Raw genomic sequence first — 16,519 nt, forward strand, 5'->3', positions numbered from 1 at the left:
GTCGTAGCCGCACCCCGACCACCGGCCTGGCCGTGCGCGCGCCGCTCATCCGACGGCGACATGGCCTCCGCCGGGACCACCCCGCGCGTGCGGGGAGTAGCGGGGGAGAGGCCGCCGCGCGACCCCGCCCGGGTAGGGCCTAGTTGTACTGCCACTCGTGGCGGCCGTACTCCACGACCACCGGGTTCATCAGGGTGTTGGGCTGGATGTCGGACGGTGGTTGGCGGTCGGGGGGGAAGACCTGGGCGGCTTGGAGGACCTCCTCGTTGAGGAAGCGGAGGGGTGGGGGCGTGGGGGAGAGGGTGAGGGTGGGTGGGTTGGGGTCCCGGGTGGCGAGGACGAAGCCCCAGTTGCCGAAGCTGGGGACGTCGACCTGGTAGGGGGTGGTGGCGAGGCCGGCCTCGTGGATGGAGGTGGCGATGGACCAGTAGCTGCGCGGGGCGAAGAACGGGGACCCCGACTGGACGACGACGCGGGCGTCGTCGGACAGGATCTGGCCGAGCATCGTGTAGAACTCCACCGAGTACAGCTTGGCGATGGCGATGTCCTCGGGGTCGGGGAAGTCGATGAGGACCGCGTCATAGGGGCCGGCGGCCGTGCGGAGCCAGTTGAACGCGTCGTCGTGGACGAGGGTGAGGCGTTCGTCGGTGAAGGCGTCGTCGTTGAGCTCGCGCAACGGGTCGTAGCCGGCGCCGAGTTCGGTCATGGCCGGGTCGAGTTCGACCAGGGTGACCTCGTCCACGTCCGGGTAGCGCAGCACCTCGCGGAGCGCCAGGCCGTCGCCGCCGCCGAGGATCAGCACGCGGGAGCGTGGTCCGGCCAGGGCAGGGTGGGTGAGGGCCTCGTGGTAGCGGTACTCGTCGACGGAGGAGAACTGGAGGTCCCCGTTGAGGAAGAGTCGCAGGTCCCGGCCGCCGGTGAAGGCGAGCGAGCGGGTGATCACGATCTCCTGGTAGGGCGTGCGTTCGGCGTGCAGGATCGGGTCGCGGTAGAGGCGTTGGCGCGCGGTGATCTCGATGTCCTCGGCGTACGCGTAGGCGCCGCCGAGCAGGGCGAGGATCAGGGCCATGGTGCCGAGCAGCGCGCCGCGCACCACGCGGCGGGTCTGGTGGCGGAAGATCCACAGCACCACGGCCATGCCGGCGATGGCGTTGATCGCGCCGACCACCAGCGCGCCGCGCAGCTGGCCGAAGGTGGGGAGCAGCAGGAGCGGGAAGCAGAGCCCGCCGACGAGGGCGCCGAGGTAGTCGACGGCGAACATGTCCGCTACGGCGCCTCCCGCCTCCTGGCGTCTGATCCGCTGCAACATCGTCATCAGCAACGGGATCTCGGCGCCGATCAGCAGGCCGACGACGAAGGCGATCACGACCATCGCCTCGGTGTAGATGCCGACCCAGGCGAACAGGACGTAGAGCAGCAGCACCGAGAAGCCGCCGACGAGTGCCAACAGGCCCTCGACCAGGGCGAACGCGCCGACGGCTCGGGTCCGCAGGGGTTTGGCCAGCAGCGAGCCGACGCCCATGGCGAACACCATGACGGAGAGCACCAGCGAGGTCTGGAAGACCGTGTTGCCGATCAGGTAGCCGCCCAGGGCGACCAGGGCCAACTCGTAGACCAGCCCGCAGGCCGCGCAGAGGAAGACCGTCGTCAGCAGGAGGAACCGCGCCAGCCGGGGGCGCGGGATCACGACAGGGCCGCGCCGACCATCAACGCCGTGCCGAGGTAGGTGGCGCCGTGCACCCAGGCGGCCGGGTGCGGCTGGCCGTCGCGGTCCTCGAAGGCGACCGCGCCCATGGGGCCAGGGGCCAGCACGCCGATCAGGACGAAGACCAGGATCATCAGCACCACCCCGGCCAGGCCGTAGACGCCGGTGCTGAGCAGGCCGTAGCCGAGGCCGTCCTCGGACTCGCTGGCGCCGACGGCGCGCATCACGACCCAGCCGACGCCGAGCATCTGGCTGCCGAGCACGATCGCGCCGCCCCGGTTGCGTTCCTTCCAGACGACTCTGTCCAGCCGGCCGGGCGTGACGAGGTCGAGGGCGAGGAACGCGATGCCCATCACGGCGAATCCGACGAGGCCATAGAGGAGCGCCTCACCGGCGGACTGGAAAATGTCCCCCATGGTCTTCCTTCTTCCTTGTCTTTCTTGAAGCTGTTGGTCGGACCTGAAGCTGTTGGTCGGAGCCGCCCGGCGGGCGGTTACTTGCCCGAGCCGGGGCCGCCGCCCCGGAAGTTGTCGCTCTGTGAGGACGACCAGCGGTGACCCACATGGCTGTGCCAGCGTTGGACGCCGCGCTGGTAGTCCTCCACCTCGATGGTGCTGCCGCCGGAAGAGTGCTCGGTGATGGCCACGATGTCGTCGTCGTAGCGCAGATACACGCTCATGCCGGAGGTGACGCGATCCTCGGCCTTGGTCTGGCCCTCGATCTCGTCGGCGACGTGCCTCGGCGCGTCGGCCGGGTCGCGGTAGATGTTGGACGAGGAGCCGTTTCGCTCGTAGGTGTCGGCGATCCAGCCCTTGGGCGCGTCGGGTGAGCCGCCCCCGCCGGAGCAGCCGGTCAGCAACAGGGCGCCGGCGGCCAGCGTGGCCGCCAGGGCACGGGCGCGCCCGAGGCGCTGGGTGCGGGTGGTCACGGCACCTCCAGTCGGGTCCGCGTCTCCACGATCTGGCCGGCCTGCGGGTACACGTGCCAGGTGCGCCAGCTGATGACCCGGCCGTCCCTGCGGGCGGTCAGCGCGGTGAGCGCGTCGGGCGAGCCGGGGAAGAGCCCGTAGAGCGCGGTGGGTTGGTCGTCGAGCCGGTCGCGCAGAGCGGTGGTGCGCCGCGTCAGCTCGGTGGGCGAGCAGTGCCGGACGGTGGAGCGGAACGCGTAGTCCCAGCCGTCGAGGCGCTGGCGCACCTCCGTCGGCGGGCCGTCGCCCGGCTGGGCGGGGAGGCAGGCCAGGGTCTCGCGCACCGGCCCTGCCAGCACCTGGTGGGAGGCGCCCAGCAGGCGCAACTGAACGTGGACGTCGCCGAGTTGGGCGTCGTTGACGGCGAGGGCCGGCTGCCTGGGCTGGTCGAGTGCGAAGCGGAGCTGGTCGGCGCTGGTGTCTCGGTAGGGGGCGGCCAGCTGTATGCCGCTGGTCATGCGTCGCCCCCGGGATAGATGACGAGGGTGCCGCGCGGCACGCGCTCGCCGAGGGAGACCTCCCAGTTCCCCCGTCCCGCCGCGCCGAGGAAGCGTTCGAACGCGAGGCCGCGTCCGCCGGGGGCCTCGAAGTCGGCGTACTCGACGCGGCCGGTGTCACCGAGCCCGGTGGTGCCCTCGGCGCGGTAGGTGGCGGTGCCGTGTTCGGACCGGTGGTAGGTGACTCCGTCGACGGTCAACGTCTTCTGGCTGGGCAGGAGTTCCTGCTCGCCCCGGTACTCCGTCCAGAGCGTCACCTCAAGGTCCGGATCCTCCTCGACGGAGATCCACCGGTGGCCCGGCGCGGCGTCGGGGCCGTCGTCCATCGGGTCGACGAAGTGTTCCGACCAGGTGAAGCCGCCCTCGGTCAGCCGGAGCGAGCCCCGGACGAAGAGCCGCTCGCCCAGGTACTCGACCATGTCGCCGGCCTTCAACGTCCGTGGGTCGCCGCCCGTCTCGCCGTCGGGCGCGAACGGGTCGCGTGGCACCTTGTGTGTGGCGGTCCCTGGTGCGCGGCGGTTGCGGAGCACCACCGCGATGGCCGCCCCCAGCGCCACCAGTCCGACGAAGGCCAGAACCAAGCCCATGACAAGCCCCCCGTGACAACAACCGCCCGTCGTGTGCGGCGTTTTCGGCTGAGTATGGCACGGGATTGGCCGGCTTCTGTCCCTGGGGGAAGGATTGGTACGCGGCGTTCGGTGGTAGGCCGTCAGCGGGGAGGAAGGGGCCGGCTGCCGCTCGGGGGACCGTACCGTGACGGTCTGGGCCTGGGCCCTCGTCTCCGTCGTGGCGATGCGCTGGTCACTGGCGCTTGGTCACTGTGTTCCCCCCGACCCGAGCGGCGCCGGACGGCAAGAGTGGCTCACGGCCGCCCGGGTAACCACTCGTTTCGACGTAGGCTGAAACTGCCGGGTAGTCGCCGATCGCCGTACTCTCGCGCCGCGTTGGGGAGGTCGCCGTCGCCCGGCCCGGTCGCGACGGGAGGGTTGACCATGGCACTGAGGGTGCTGTTCACCGGCGAGGACCTGGCCAGGCTGCGGCTGGCGAGCCGCGCCGATCCGCTGTGGGAGACGGTGCTCAGCGTGCACCGGCTGCGGGATCGGCAGGCCGAGCACGTGTACGGGCCCTGGCGGCGGCAGCAGTTGCTCACGGGACAGGCGGTGCCGGGCAGCCTGCGGGCGCTGATCCCACGGCGTGGCTACTTTCCGGACTTTCTCAATCCCCTTGAGTCATCGGCAGGTTGGCAGGCCGGCCTGGACGCGGTGCGGGCCACGCCTCGGGCCCGGCTGAGGGCGGAGCTGTCGCTGGTGGGGCGGGAGAGCTGGGCGTCGGGTTGGCCGAGCGCCCTGGCCGACGGGGATCCGGCGGCCCTCGTGCGGCTGACGGGCGATCTGGACCGCTACCACCGGCAGGCGGTGGGGGCGGCGGAGATCTGGGCGCGGATAGAGACCGCGGTGGACGCCGATCTGGCGTCGCGCACCCGGCAGTTGCTGCGCGGCGGGGTGCACGCGCTGCTCGACGGGCTGCGCCCGGTGCTGCGGTGGGATCCGCCGGTGTTGGAGGCGGACTACCCGGTGCACCGGGAGGTGCGCCTGGACGGGCGCGGGCTGCTGTTGATCCCCTCCTACTTCTGTTGGCGGAGCCCCGTGATGCTGGTGGACCAGAGGCTGTCGCCCGTGTTGGTGTATCCGGTGCGTCATGTGCCGCAGGAACAGGTGGACTCGGGGGCGCTCGGGCGGCTGCTGGGGGCGACCAGGGCGCGGGTGCTGCGTCGCGCGGCGAGTGGGGCGACCACGGGGGACCTGGCCAGGACACTGGACATATCGCTGGCCTCGGCGAGCCAACACGCCCGGGTGCTGCGGGAGTCGGGCCTGGTGCACTCGGTGCGCCGGGGCAGTGAGGTGGTGCACAGCCTCACACCGGCCGGCCGGACTCTACTGCCGGGCGAGGACGCCTCCTGAACCCGGACCCCCTGAACCCGGACCCCCTGAACCCCCTGAGTCGGCGCCGGCGAAGCGGCCCCAACGGTCAGCCGACGGGCGTCGGCCGGCCCGGGGCGGCGGCTTCCGGGCTGGTTTCAGGCGGCGTTGAGCGGTAACCCGAGCGATATGACTGCGAAGAGCAAAGCCAGCAAGCACCCGGACGACATCGCCACGAAGCGCGCGGGCCGCGCCGCCGCCGCCGGATGGGAGAGCGGCCAGCAGGCCGTCGTCTCGACGGCGAGCCGGGCGGCGTCCACGGCCTCGGTCGCCTGGAGCGCCGTCAGGCACCGCAAGGCGATCTCCGTGGGCACCGCCGTCGGCGTCGCCGGTCTCGCGGGTGGGGCGTTCGCCCTGGGCCGGCAGAGCGCCCGGGGGCGGGGCGGCCCGCTGACCCGGCTCACCGGGGGCCGGATCTGACCCCCGGACACGTCGATCGAGGTCAGCGCGCCCCATCCGGTCGGTCCCGTCCGGATCAGTGCCTTCGTACGGCCCGACGCCCCCGACCCGTCCGGCGCGGCCCGAGCGGCCCGGACGAGAACAAGGAGAGCGAGGAGAGCCATGGGGACGAGACGAACACGGCCCACAGCACCGCGACCCCCGCGCCCCAGAAGCCGGCCCAGCGCGCGGTGTGCAGATCCTCGGGCAGGGTCGGGGCGGCGGCGCCCGCCGGGTCCTCCACGATGGTGATGCGGTCCAGCACCTGGAACGACGCGGCCTCGGGCCGCAGTTCGCCGCCCCTGACCGGCCCCATCCCGTTGGCCCGTTCGAGCGTGTAGCGGTCGGAGCTGTCCGAGCCGTCCGCCTCGTGTCGCTCCATCACCACGGCCTCGACCAGCTCGCCGTTGCGTTCCGTCGTCAGATCCGCCCAGGAGGCGGCGCCGGTGGCGCCGATCGGCCAGCAGCCGAGCACCAGCACGGCCGCCACCAGCGGCAGCGCGGCGCGCAGCGCCTTGGCCAGCGGCCACACCAGGACGGCGAGCGCCGCGACGAGCAGGGGCGCGCCAGCTAACCAACCCCACTCGCCGGCGGCTGCCCACAGCGCGGCGAAGGCGCCGCCCACCACCAGCGCGAGAAACAGCGCCAGCCCCGCGTGCGGCCGGCGTCTCGTCGGCGCCCGCCGTGCGGACATCACGGTCTCCATCGACCGTCCCCCTTACGTCGTCCGAGGAAGGATACGGGCTGTGACGGGCCGTACGAGGTGTGGAAGGTGAGGCAATCGGGGAGACCGCTCGCTGGTCCTGGAACGATCGGTGGAGTTTTCGTTCGCAACGCGCCGGCACGGCCAACGCCCGTGTCTCCCACGGCCGTCGGGGCAGGTCCTAGCCGGAGATGGCGTCGTAGCGGATGCCGGTGAGGTCCTCGGAGGCGCGCCACAGTCGGATGGCGACGGCGTCGTCGAGGGTCCAGGGCGCGCGGAGGGCCCGGCCGGCCCGGCCGCGCAGCTGGGCGGGCCCGGTGAAGGAGTCGGCGGCGACCTCGGGCGCGGTGGCGGCGTAGAGCGTGGGCATGGCGCCGGCCTCGGGGCGGGAGGCGAGCAGCTTGTTGCCGAGCCTGGCGACGCGCTCCTTGACCGGGTTGCGCTCCAACCGGCCGGCCCGCGCGTGGAGTTCGGTGTCGGCGTAGCCGGGGTGGACGGCGCTGGCCAGCAGGTCGTGGTCGCGGCTGCGGCGGGCCAGCTCGTGGGTGAACAGCAGGTTGGCGGTCTTGGAGCGCCCGTAGGCGAGCCAACGTCGGTACCCCTGTTCGGCGTTGAGGTTGTGGATATCGATGTTGCCGAGCAGGTGCAGCATGCTGGAGACGGTCACCACCCGGGCGCCCGGCGCGTTGAGGAGGCCGTCCAGGAGCAGGCCCGTGAGGGCGAAGTGGCCCAGGTGGTTGACGCCGAACTGGGCTTCGAAGCCGTCCACCGTGGTGGCCAGGGGGACGGCCATCAGCCCGGCGTTGTTCACCAGCAGGTGGAGGGGCGCCTCGCCCCACTCGCCGGCGAAGGCGCGCACCGAGGCGAGATCGGCCAGGTCGAGGAGACGCAGCTCGGCGCGGGCCTCCGGCACCTCGTCGAAGAGCCGGTTGAGCGCGGCCTCGCCGCGCTGCCGGCTGCGGCAGGCGAGCACCACCCGGGAGCCGCGCCGGGCCAGTTCGCGCGCGGTGACATAGCCGATGCCGCTGTTGGCGCCGGTGACCACCGAGGTGCGGCCCTTGAGGTCGGGGATGTCGCGTGCGGTCCAGCCCATGGCCCCAGCGTAGGCCGCGCCTCGGTGGCGTGCGAGCCGCGTCAACCCTCGGTCAGGTGACCGGCGTGGCGTCGGTTGCCGCCGGGTCGGGGGTGAGGGTCGCCTGGCAGGTCATCCGCCGGTCGTGGCCGAGTCGGCGTTCGGGGCCGGTGAGGGTCAGCGGCAGGGCGTGCCGCAGATCGCCGCTGGACGCGCCGAGGCGCAGCTCCAGCGCGCCCGGTTCCACGATGCGCCGCCCGGGTGCCACGGTGTAGCCGGCGAGGTCGGCGTGGAAGGCGAAGCCGACCCGGGCGGACGCCCCGGCGGCCAGCGGCACCCTGGCGTAGCCGACCAGTTGGTTGACGGGCCGGGTGACCCGGGCCACCGGATCGTGCAGATAGAGCTGGACCACCTCGGTGCCGGCACGTTCGCCCGTGTTGGTGACGGTCAGCGAGACGGTGGTGGTGCCGGCGGTGTCGAGGCGGTCGGTGGCGATGGCCGGTTCGGTCCAGGCGAACTCGGTGTAGCCGAGGCCGTGGCCGAACGGGTGGAGCGGGGTCGGGTCGATGTTGCTGGCCTCGCCGGCGTGGCCGAGCGGCGGCGCCAGATACGTCCAGGGCTGGCCGCCGGTGCCCCGGGGGATGCCGACGGGCAGCCGACCGGCCGGGTTGGTCCGCCCGGAGAGCACGCCGGCGACGGCGTGGGCGCCCTCCTGGCCGGGGAAGAACGCCTGGAGCGAGCCGGCGAGCCGGTCGGCCCAGCGGCCCAGCGCGTAGGGCCGGCCGGTCAGCGCCACCAGCACGACGGGCACGCCGGTGTCCAGCAGCTCGTCCAGCAAGGCGCCCTGCCCGTCGGGGAGTTCGAGGTCGGCGGCGTCGCAGCCCTCGCCCGACGTGCCCCGGCCGAAGAGCCCGGAGCGGTCGCCGACCACGGCGACGCAGATGTCGGCGCCCGCCGCCTCGGCGGCGTTCCAGGCGCGGGTCACGGTGGCGCCCGGCAGCTCGGCGCCCAGCGCCTCGAAGAGGGTGGGCACGGTCACGCCGAGCGGCAACTCCGGGTGGTGCACCCCGACATGGCGGGGGAACGTGTAGCAGCCCAGCAGTGGCGCCACATCGTCGGCGAGCGGCCCGGCCACCGCGATCCTGGCGGTCGCCGCGAGCGGCAGCGCGCCGTCCCGGTTGGCCAGCAGCACCACGGACTCCTCGGCGAGCTGCCGGGCCACGGCCCGCATCGCCGGCGGGTCGAGGTCGACCCGTTCGCCGGCCGCGAGCGCCGTCGGCTCGGGGCTGTAGTCGGCGTCGAGCAGGCCGAGTTCGGCCTTCTGGGTGAGGACGCGCAGCACCGAGCGGTCCACCAGCTCCTCGGCGACCTCGCCGCTCCGGACGGCGGCGAGCAGCGGCGGGCCGTAGCAGCGCTGTGCCGGCAACTCCACGTCGACGCCGGCGGCCAGCGCGGCCCCCGCGGCCTCGGCGGGGGAGCCGGCCACGCCGTGGTTCACCTCAAGGAAGGACACGCCGAAGTAGTCGGAGACGACCGTGCCGTCGAATCCCCAGTCGTCGCGCAGCAGTTCCGTCAGCAGCGCGCCGTCCGAGGTGGCGGGGACGCCGTCCACGTCGTTGTAGGCGGCCATCACGGAGCGGGCGCCGCCGTCCCGCAGCGCCATCTCGAACGGCGGCAGCAGCACATCGGCCAGCTCGCGCGGGCCGAGCGAGACGGGCGCGTGGTTGCGCGCCGCCTGGGAGGCGGAGTAGCCGACGAAGTGCTTGAGCGTGGCGACCAGGCCCGAGGTCTCAAGACCGCGCACATAGCCGGTGGCGATGGTGGCGACGAGGTAGGGGTCCTCGCCGATGGTCTCCTCGGTGCGTCCCCAGCGCGGGTCCCTGGTGACGTCGAGCACGGGGGAGAGGCCCTGGTGGATGCCGACCGACCGCATCGACTCGCCGATCAACCTGGCGGCCCGCTCGACGAGTTCGGGGTGGAAGGTGGCGCCCCAGGCGAGCGGGGTGGGGAAGATGGTGGCCTGCCAGGCGGTGAAGCCGGTCAGGCACTCCTCGTGCGCCAGCGCCGGCACGCCGAACCGTCCGGCGGCCACGATCCGGCGCTGGTCCTCGGCGAGCAGCTTCGCCTTCTCCGTGGGGTCGACGGGCAGCGTGCCGAACGGGCGGGTCAGCTGCCCGAGGCCGGCCGGCAGCAGGGTGGCGAGGTCGGGCGTCCCGGTGTTGATCTGGCTCTGCAACGGGGCCACATCCGCGTCGTCGTCGGCGCCCACGTCCGACCCTGGCCAGATGCTGCCCAGTTGGGCGAGTTTCTCTTCCAGGGTCAACTGGGACAGCAGCGCCTCGGCCCGCGCGCGGGCGGGGAGGGCGGTGTCCTGCCAGGGGTGGTGCATGGCACTCCTTGTCTCGGCGGCCACGGGAGGGCGCGCCCCGGAATCGGGCCTCATTTGCCGCCCACCCCCATCAGCCCGTTGATCAGCTGGCGCCGGGCGAAGAGGTAGGCGGTGAAGATCGGCACGATGGACAGGACCACGGCGGCGAGCAGCGCCGGGATGTCCACCCGGAACTCGCCGACGAAGTCGTAAAGGCCCAGGGTGAGCACGCGGTTCTCCCGCGACTGGGTGAGGATCAGCGGGAAGAGGAAGCCGTTCCAGGCACCGAGCGCGGAGAACACCCCGGCCGTCGAGATGCCCGCCCGTGACATGGGGATGACCAGCTGGAACAGCATCCGCACCGGGGTCGCCCCGTCGAGCGCCATCGACTCGTAGAGTTCCTCGGAGATGTCGCGCATCGTGCCCACCAGGATCAGCACGCTCACCGGCAGGGAGAACGCGGCGGTGGGCAGGATGACCGCCAACAGCGTGTCATAGAGCTGGAGTTCGGTGATGATCAGATAGATCGGGATGATCACCGCCTGGGACGGGATGGCGAGCCCGAGCAGGAACAGCTGGAACACCCGCTGCGACATCCGGGACCTGGTCCGCACGATGCTGTAGCTGACGGTCACCGCGAGCGCGATGACGATCAGCGCGCAGGAGGCGGTGACGATCACGGTGTTGAGCAGATAGCGCGGGAAGTCGCCCTCCAACACCTGCCGGTAGCTGTCGAAGGAGATGCTGGTGGGCAGCGAGAGCGGCCCGTTGTCGAGATACTCCTGACGGGTCTGGAGGGTGGACGCCACCAGGATGTACAGCGGCACCACCACGATGAGCAGCCAGACGAACGCGCCCAGGCCCGCCGGGTAGTTGGCCTTGCGCCACCTGGGGTTGCGGCGGCGGGGCGGGGGTGTCCTTGGCCCTTCCTGGCGCTGCGCGCGGGGGGTCTCGCGGAGGTCGAGGTGGGTCACATTCCCTCCCGGGTGCTGCGCATCCTGTTGAACCCGGTCAGCCGCACCAGCAGGAGCGAGATTCCGGTGGCCGTGATCACCAGGGCGGCGGCGACCGCGCTGGCATAGCCCAGGTCGAAGGCGCGGAAGCCGGTCTCGTACATCAGATAGGGCACGATCGACGTGGAGTCGCCGGGACCGCCCCTGGTCAGGATGAGCACCGTGTCGAAGTAGGTGAGCGCGCCCACCACCATCAGCACGGTGGAGGTGACGATGGTGTTCCGCAGCTGCGGCAGCGTCACATGGAAGAACTGGCGGACGGTGCCGGCGCCGTCGATGGCCGCCGCGTCATACAGGGACTGCGGGATGTTCCGCGCCCCGCCCTGGTAGATCAGGGTGTGGAACGGTACGAACTGCCAGCCGGTGACGAAGAGGATGGCCACGAACGCGCCGGTGGGCGAGCCCAACAGGTCGGAGCTGTCCAGGTTGAACCAGTTGGCGACGTCGGGGGCCAGGCCCAGGTTGGGGTCGAAGATGGTGCGCCAGAGCAGCGCGAGCGCCACCGAGGAGGCCAGCAGCGGCAGGAAGAAGATCGCCGACAGCACGGCGCGGTTCCGTTGCCGGCCGGCCGCCCAGACGCCGAGCAGCAGCACGATGGGGGTCTGCGTCAGCCAGGTGAGCGCCGTGAGCAGCAGGCTCAGCCAGATGGCGTTGCGCATCCGGTCGTCGTTCCACAGCTTGGACCAGTTGTCCATGCCGGTCCAGCTGGGGTCGCTGAGCCCGTCCCAGTCGGTGAAGGATAGGTAGCCGACGATCCCCATCGGGGCCGCGGCGAAGAACACGAAGAAGAGCACGGCCGGGAGCGCCCAGGCGATGCCTGGGCGCCCGGCGCGCGGAGTGTGGATCGTCTCGCGCTTCACGTGGCGTTACCCCTACAGGTCCAACATCGCGTCGACGAACTGCTGGGCACTCAGCTGGCCGCTGAACAGCTCCTCGATGTGGTTGATCATGGGCGTGGCCTGGCTGGCGGGCAGCGCCTGGTCCCAGGAGAGCGTGAAGCTGGGGGCGTTCTGCACCATCTCGTACTGGAACCGCGCGTAGTCGGGCGTCGGCGCCTGGTCCAGCAGGTCGGCGGCGTCGGCCGTGGTGGGGATGTCCCCGTTGGCCGTCAGCGCGCTGGCGTACTCCTGGGTGGCGTGCAGCTTGAGGAACTCCAGGGCGGCGTCCAGCTTCTCGTCCTCGACCTGCGCGTTGACGGACCAGTAGTTGGTGGGGTTGCCGACCAGCGCGGCCGGGTCGCCCGTGCCGCCGTCGATCTCGGGGAAGGTCGCCCAGGCCAGGTCGTTCTCGGCGAACTCCTCCTGGTTGGAGAGCTGGTTGGCGAACTCCCAACTGCCCATCAGGTGCATCGCGGCCTCGCCCTGGGCGAAGAACGTCGAGGCGCCGTCGGTGGTGTAGCTGACCGAGCGGAAGTTGTTGCCGAACGCCCCTGCGTCCACCAGGTCGATGGCGTCCTGGGCGGCCTGGAGCACGGCCGGCTCGCCCCACGCCTCGGACTCGCCGTTGCGGATGCGGTCGAAGATGTCGGCGCCGCCCCGGCGGTCCAGCAGGTACTCCAGCCACATCAGTTCGGTCCATGGGTCGGCGCCGGCGAGCACCGCGGGGGTGACGTCCCGCTCCTGGAAGGTCTCGACCAGGTCGAACAGGTCGTCGAGCGTGCCGGGCGGCTGGACGCCGGCCTCGTCGAAGAGCGTCTGGTTGTAGAACAGGATCACCGGCTGCACGCCGCGCATCGGCACGCCGTAGTACCGGCCGTCCAGCGCCCCCGCGTCGAGGATCGACGGGATGAACGCGTCGCCGAACTCGGGGTCGTCCGCGAGGTGGTCGGTGAGGTCGATCAGCATGTCCTGGTCGACGAAGTCGGCGATGCTGCCCCCGCCCCAGTTGAAGAAGATGTCGGGCGCGTTGGAGCTGCCCATCGCGGTCCGCATGCGGTCCTGGTAGTTCTCGCCGGGTATCTGCGTCAACGAGATCTGGACGTCCGAGGTCTCGTTGAACTGTTCGACGAAGTCCTCCTGGATCGTGCTCGAACCGTCCTGGTAGGTCCAGACCTGCAGGCTCTCCGAACCCCCGCTGGGGCCGTCGCTGCCGCAGGCCGCGAGCGTCGTCGCGGTCACCGCGGTGGCGGCGGCCACCGACAGGACACGAAGTCGTGGTCTCAGGTTGGGGCTTCGCATCGCACACCTTCCGGAAAATCGCCGATAATTATCGGGTGAGTGCCGATGCAAGTTACGGCGATGTCAGCCCTCCGTCAACGGTGTGGACAAAAGTCCGGCCCCCGTGGCCAAACGGTGATCAGGTTTCAGCCGCTCGCCGACCGGCGGCGGTCAGCGGCGAGCAGGGGCCGGTCAACGGGCGGGCGGCGGCGCCGTCGAGGCCCTGACCACCAACTCCGTCGCCAGTTCCAGCCTTGGCGTGTCGATCTCCTCGCCCCTGGCCTGCCGCAGCACCGTCCGCGCCGCCACCTTGCCCATCTCGGCCAGCGGCTGGCGGACCGTCGTCAACGGCGGAGCGGACCACCGCATTTCCGGAAGATCGTCGAAACCCACCACGCTCACCTCCTGCGGCACCCGCAGCCCACGGCGACGCAGCGCCTCCATCGCGCCCATCGCCATCTGGTCGCTCGCGGCGAACAGCGCCGTCGGCGGGTCCGCCAGCTCCATCAGCCGCTCGCACCCCGTGAACCCGGCCTCGTGGTAGAAGTCGCCCGGCACCGTCAACGCCTCGTCCACCGGCACCCCGGCGCCCTCAAGCGCCGCCCGGTAGCCGTCCAGCCGCGCCCGGCTGCACAGCAGCCTCGGCGGCCCGGCGATGAAACCGATCCGCCGGTGCCCGAGCGACAGCAGATGCTCGGTCGCCGCCAGGCCGCCGGCCCAGTTGGTCGCGCCCACCGTCGGCGCGTCCAACGGCGGCGCGCCCGCCGGGTCGACCACCACGATGGGCACCCCGAGCCGGTGCAGCTCCTTGTGCAGCAGCGGCTCCAGCACCGAGGTCACCATGATCACGCCGTCCGAGGCCCGGGCCCGCAGGTTGGTCATCCACTGCCGCGCCGCGCCGGCCCGGTCATGAATGGCCGAAACCACCGTGCCGACCCCGGCCGCGTGGGCGACCTCCTCCACGCCGCGGATGATCTCCACGGCCCACGGGCTGTCCAGGTCGTTGAAGACGAGGTCGACCAGCGCCGCCCGGTCGCCCGGCGCGTGGGTGCGCCGCCGGTAGCCGTACTGCCGCAGCAACTCCTCGACCTTGGCGCGGGTTTCCGGCGCCACGTCGGAGCGCCCGTTGACCACTCGGGATACCGTGGGTACGGACACCCCGGCCTCCCTTGCGATGGCTGTGATCGTGACCTTGCGCTCGGCTGCCATGGGGTACCTCTTCGTTGGTTCTCAGTCTCCGGAAGTTTTTCAACATTATTCCGGAAGGGTTGACGGTCTCCCAAGTGCCCCATAGAACGGATCCGTCAGCCTGCGGGGGCATGACAACGAAAGGGGTACCGCTATGTTCCCCCTGGTACGCGGAGCCGCGGTCGCCGTCACGGCGGGAGCCTTGCTCTCCGGCGTGGCGCTCGTCAGCGCCCAGGCCCAGGAGACACCGGCCCAGGAATCCCACGCACAGCAACCCTCACCAGCGGCGGAGACGCTGCGCGAGGCGGCGTCGGCCCAGGACATGTTCGTCGGCACCGCCATCGCCGACCACCGGTTGAACGACGGCACCTACAACGCCATCGCCTCGACCGAGTTCTCCAGCGTCACCGCTGAGAACGTCATGAAGTGGGAGTCGATCCAGCCCAACCGGGGCCAGTTCAACTTCGACGGCCCGGACCGACTGGTCGACTTCGCCGCCGCCAACGACCAGCAGGTGTGGGGCCACACCCTGGTGTGGCACAGCCAACTGCCCAGCTGGGTACAGAACGGCAACTTCAGCGCGGCGGAACTGGACCAGGTGGTCCAGGAACACATCAACGGCGTGGCCGGCCGCTACGCCGGCGACATCGCCTACTGGGACGTCGTCAACGAGGTGTTCAACGAGGACGGTTCGTTCCGGCCGTCCGTCTTCTACAACACCCTCGGCGTGGACTTCATCGCCGACGCGTTCCGCTACGCGGACGCGGCCGACCCCTCGGCCAAGCTCTGCATCAACGACTACAACACCGAGCACGGCAACGCCAAGAGCGACGCCATGTACGCACTCGTCTCCGACCTGCTCCAGCAGGGCGTGCCCATCGACTGCGTGGGCTTCCAGTCCCATCTGATCCTCGACAACAACTATCCCGACAACATCCAGTCGAACCTCCAGCGGTTCTCGGACCTCGGCCTCGAACTGGTCATCACCGAGCTGGACATCCGGATGAACACCCCGTCCGACTCGGACAAGCTGGCGCGGCAGGCCGACCAGTACGAGGCCGTCGTCGGCGCCTGCGTCGCGGTCTCCGGCTGCACCGGCGTGACCATCTGGGGCTTCAGCGACGCCGACTCCTGGGTCCCCGGCACGTTCCCCGGCGAGGGCGCGGCCCTGCCCTGGGACGACAACTACCAGCCCAAGCCCGCCTACGACGGCATCCTCAGAGGCTTCGGCGCCCTCTGATCCCCCACGTCCTGCCACAGCCGACGGCAGCACCCCCAACGGGGCCCCGGTGGCACTCCCCAGGTGCCACCGGGGTCCCGGGCGCCGATTCGGAAGATCGCGCTCGGCATTCACGGCTTGGTGCGCACTTTTTCTTCCGCACCGTTTCTCCCGTGCGAGATTTCCAGAATTCCCCCCGTGCTGCGGGCTATTCCGGGATCAGTAGCATTCCTCCTGGAAGGAGATCATCACCGGGACCGTCTGGGTTTCCGTGCCGTCGTCGGCCCAGAGCGTGGCGGTATAGTCGCCGGCCGGGGCCGGCGCTATCGACACATGGACCAGACCGATATAGCTCCCGTCCCTCCCCTCCCCGGGGTTGATCGCGCCGCCGTTGCTGTACGAGCCGGGCGGCAGGTCCGAGAGCCCGGTCGTGATGACGGTGTCCCAGGTCCCGCTCACCGGGGCGAGGAAATAGGTGTTGGGCCAGCCCCGTTCCGGAGCGACGCAGACGCGCTGCGGATGGCCGGGAGTGTGCTCCAGCGTCCACGTCGCCGCAGCCGCCGGCGTCGCGCCGACCAGCGTCAGCGACAATGCGGCAACCAGCCCGAGAGATAATCCGGTCACGCGACGGATGAGCTTCATACATACCTCCTGAGGGGTGCACGAGATTCCATCACGAATCCCCCGGTCAACTCCGCCGACCAGAAGACCTATAAGCGAGTGTGGCCCCGACAAGACCCACCAGACAAGAGGTGGTTGAACAATTAATCGCCCCATTGTCCGATGCCCGGTGTGCCGTTTCGACAGGGTCGGGAAACGCCACGAACGGGCTCGAAGGCTGGGGGGAGGGCATGGCCGCCTCGGGGGGTGCGCCCCCTGGGCACGGGTCCGAGCGGCGGTACCGATGGCCAGACCCGCCGGGCCAGCGGGACGTATGTCTCATGACGAGCGTGGACAGTGCCGCTGAGCTCCTCGTCCCCGCCGGCGAGAACACGGAGCTTCCTTCGAAGAGGTCAGCGGACTGTCATCGAGTGCATACCCAGTGGCAGAGTCGATCGATGTGTTGGTAATACTGGTCGCTGTCTCTCTGGTGCGTACGCGTCACCATGCGTGATGGCTCTTCCGGGCCGCCCGCGCGCACCGTTGGGGCGCGGGAGTCGGGTTTCGGGCTGCCGCCGATGAAGTCACGAGGGGGGCCGGATGACGGATGTCGT

General features: G+C 71.0%; 16 protein-coding genes. 3 read left to right on the forward strand and 13 right to left on the reverse strand.

Annotated features, from left to right (window positions below; genetic code table 11):
• Positions 1-139: 139 nt before the first annotated feature.
• The 5 genes from K4G22_RS22450 to K4G22_RS22470 all read right to left on the reverse strand — a co-directional run bounded on the left by K4G22_RS22450 (position 140) and on the right by K4G22_RS22470 (position 3,756).
• On the reverse strand, positions 140-1,687 hold the full coding sequence (locus K4G22_RS22450; protein ID WP_322785126.1) for a polyamine aminopropyltransferase: 1,548 nt from the start codon (positions 1,685-1,687) through the stop codon (positions 140-142).
• A complete protein-coding gene (locus K4G22_RS22455) occupies positions 1,684-2,121 on the reverse strand; it encodes a DUF350 domain-containing protein (RefSeq protein ID WP_228082142.1) in 438 nt (145 codons plus the stop codon). Before K4G22_RS22455 ends, K4G22_RS22450 begins: the two co-directional genes overlap by 4 nt.
• A gap of 77 nt (positions 2,122-2,198) precedes the next feature.
• Positions 2,199-2,633 carry a DUF4247 domain-containing protein gene (locus K4G22_RS22460; protein ID WP_228082143.1) on the reverse strand — a complete coding sequence of 145 codons (435 nt, stop codon included), beginning with the start codon at positions 2,631-2,633 and terminating at the stop codon, positions 2,199-2,201.
• Complete coding sequence (locus K4G22_RS22465; protein ID WP_228082144.1) at positions 2,630-3,130, reverse strand: DUF2617 family protein; 501 nt, start codon at positions 3,128-3,130, stop codon at positions 2,630-2,632. Before K4G22_RS22465 ends, K4G22_RS22460 begins: the two co-directional genes overlap by 4 nt.
• The gene (locus K4G22_RS22470; protein WP_228082145.1) at positions 3,127-3,756 is read right to left on the reverse strand and encodes a DUF4178 domain-containing protein; all 630 of its coding nucleotides are present in this window, start codon (positions 3,754-3,756) and stop codon (positions 3,127-3,129) included. The genes K4G22_RS22465 and K4G22_RS22470 overlap by 4 nt, the downstream gene beginning before the upstream one ends.
• A gap of 405 nt (positions 3,757-4,161) precedes the next feature.
• Here K4G22_RS22470 and K4G22_RS31695 point away from each other — a divergent pair, with 405 nt between their 5' ends.
• Together K4G22_RS31695 and K4G22_RS22480 are read left to right on the forward strand one after the other, a co-directional pair.
• Positions 4,162-5,130: an ArsR/SmtB family transcription factor gene (locus tag K4G22_RS31695; RefSeq protein ID WP_265590246.1), complete on the forward strand. Its 969-nt coding sequence runs from the start codon at positions 4,162-4,164 to the stop codon at positions 5,128-5,130.
• 147 nt (positions 5,131-5,277) lie between these two features.
• On the forward strand, positions 5,278-5,568 hold the full coding sequence (locus K4G22_RS22480; protein ID WP_228082146.1) for a hypothetical protein: 291 nt from the start codon (positions 5,278-5,280) through the stop codon (positions 5,566-5,568).
• A gap of 55 nt (positions 5,569-5,623) precedes the next feature.
• Here the strand turns inward: K4G22_RS22480 and K4G22_RS22485 are convergent, their stop codons facing one another.
• From K4G22_RS22485 to K4G22_RS22515, 7 genes are all read right to left on the reverse strand, one after another.
• A complete protein-coding gene (locus K4G22_RS22485; protein WP_228082147.1) occupies positions 5,624-6,280 on the reverse strand; it encodes a hypothetical protein in 657 nt (218 codons plus the stop codon).
• A 190-nt stretch (positions 6,281-6,470) separates the two neighbouring features.
• Positions 6,471-7,382, reverse strand: coding sequence for an oxidoreductase (locus K4G22_RS22490; RefSeq protein ID WP_228082148.1), 912 nt, complete (start codon positions 7,380-7,382; stop codon positions 6,471-6,473).
• Positions 7,383-7,434: 52 nt separating this feature from the next.
• Complete coding sequence (locus tag K4G22_RS22495) at positions 7,435-9,750, reverse strand: beta-xylosidase/alpha-l-arabinosidase (protein ID WP_228082149.1); 2,316 nt, start codon at positions 9,748-9,750, stop codon at positions 7,435-7,437.
• A gap of 50 nt (positions 9,751-9,800) precedes the next feature.
• Positions 9,801-10,703, reverse strand: a complete 903-nt coding sequence (locus K4G22_RS22500) for a carbohydrate ABC transporter permease (RefSeq protein ID WP_425336737.1) — start codon at positions 10,701-10,703, stop codon at positions 9,801-9,803.
• Positions 10,700-11,602 (reverse strand): carbohydrate ABC transporter permease, encoded by a 903-nt coding sequence (locus tag K4G22_RS22505; protein ID WP_228082150.1) that lies wholly within the window; start codon positions 11,600-11,602, stop codon positions 10,700-10,702. The genes K4G22_RS22500 and K4G22_RS22505 overlap by 4 nt, the downstream gene beginning before the upstream one ends.
• Positions 11,603-11,614: 12 nt before the next feature.
• A complete protein-coding gene (locus K4G22_RS22510) occupies positions 11,615-12,919 on the reverse strand; it encodes an extracellular solute-binding protein (RefSeq protein ID WP_228082151.1) in 1,305 nt (434 codons plus the stop codon).
• A gap of 171 nt (positions 12,920-13,090) precedes the next feature.
• On the reverse strand, positions 13,091-14,107 hold the full coding sequence (locus tag K4G22_RS22515; protein ID WP_228082152.1) for a LacI family DNA-binding transcriptional regulator: 1,017 nt from the start codon (positions 14,105-14,107) through the stop codon (positions 13,091-13,093).
• A 133-nt stretch (positions 14,108-14,240) separates the two neighbouring features.
• Between K4G22_RS22515 and K4G22_RS22520 the strand changes: the two genes are divergently transcribed.
• On the forward strand, positions 14,241-15,326 hold the full coding sequence (locus tag K4G22_RS22520; RefSeq protein ID WP_228082153.1) for an endo-1,4-beta-xylanase: 1,086 nt from the start codon (positions 14,241-14,243) through the stop codon (positions 15,324-15,326).
• Positions 15,327-15,524: 198 nt separating this feature from the next.
• Here K4G22_RS22520 and K4G22_RS22525 read toward each other — a convergent pair whose 3' ends face one another.
• Complete coding sequence (locus K4G22_RS22525; protein ID WP_228082154.1) at positions 15,525-15,947, reverse strand: DUF5980 family protein; 423 nt, start codon at positions 15,945-15,947, stop codon at positions 15,525-15,527.
• Between the last annotated feature and the right edge of the window lie 572 nt (positions 15,948-16,519).

The organism is Streptomyces profundus (genome assembly GCF_020740535.1).
GTDB classification, from domain to species: Bacteria; Actinomycetota; Actinomycetes; order Streptomycetales; family Streptomycetaceae; genus Streptomyces; species Streptomyces profundus.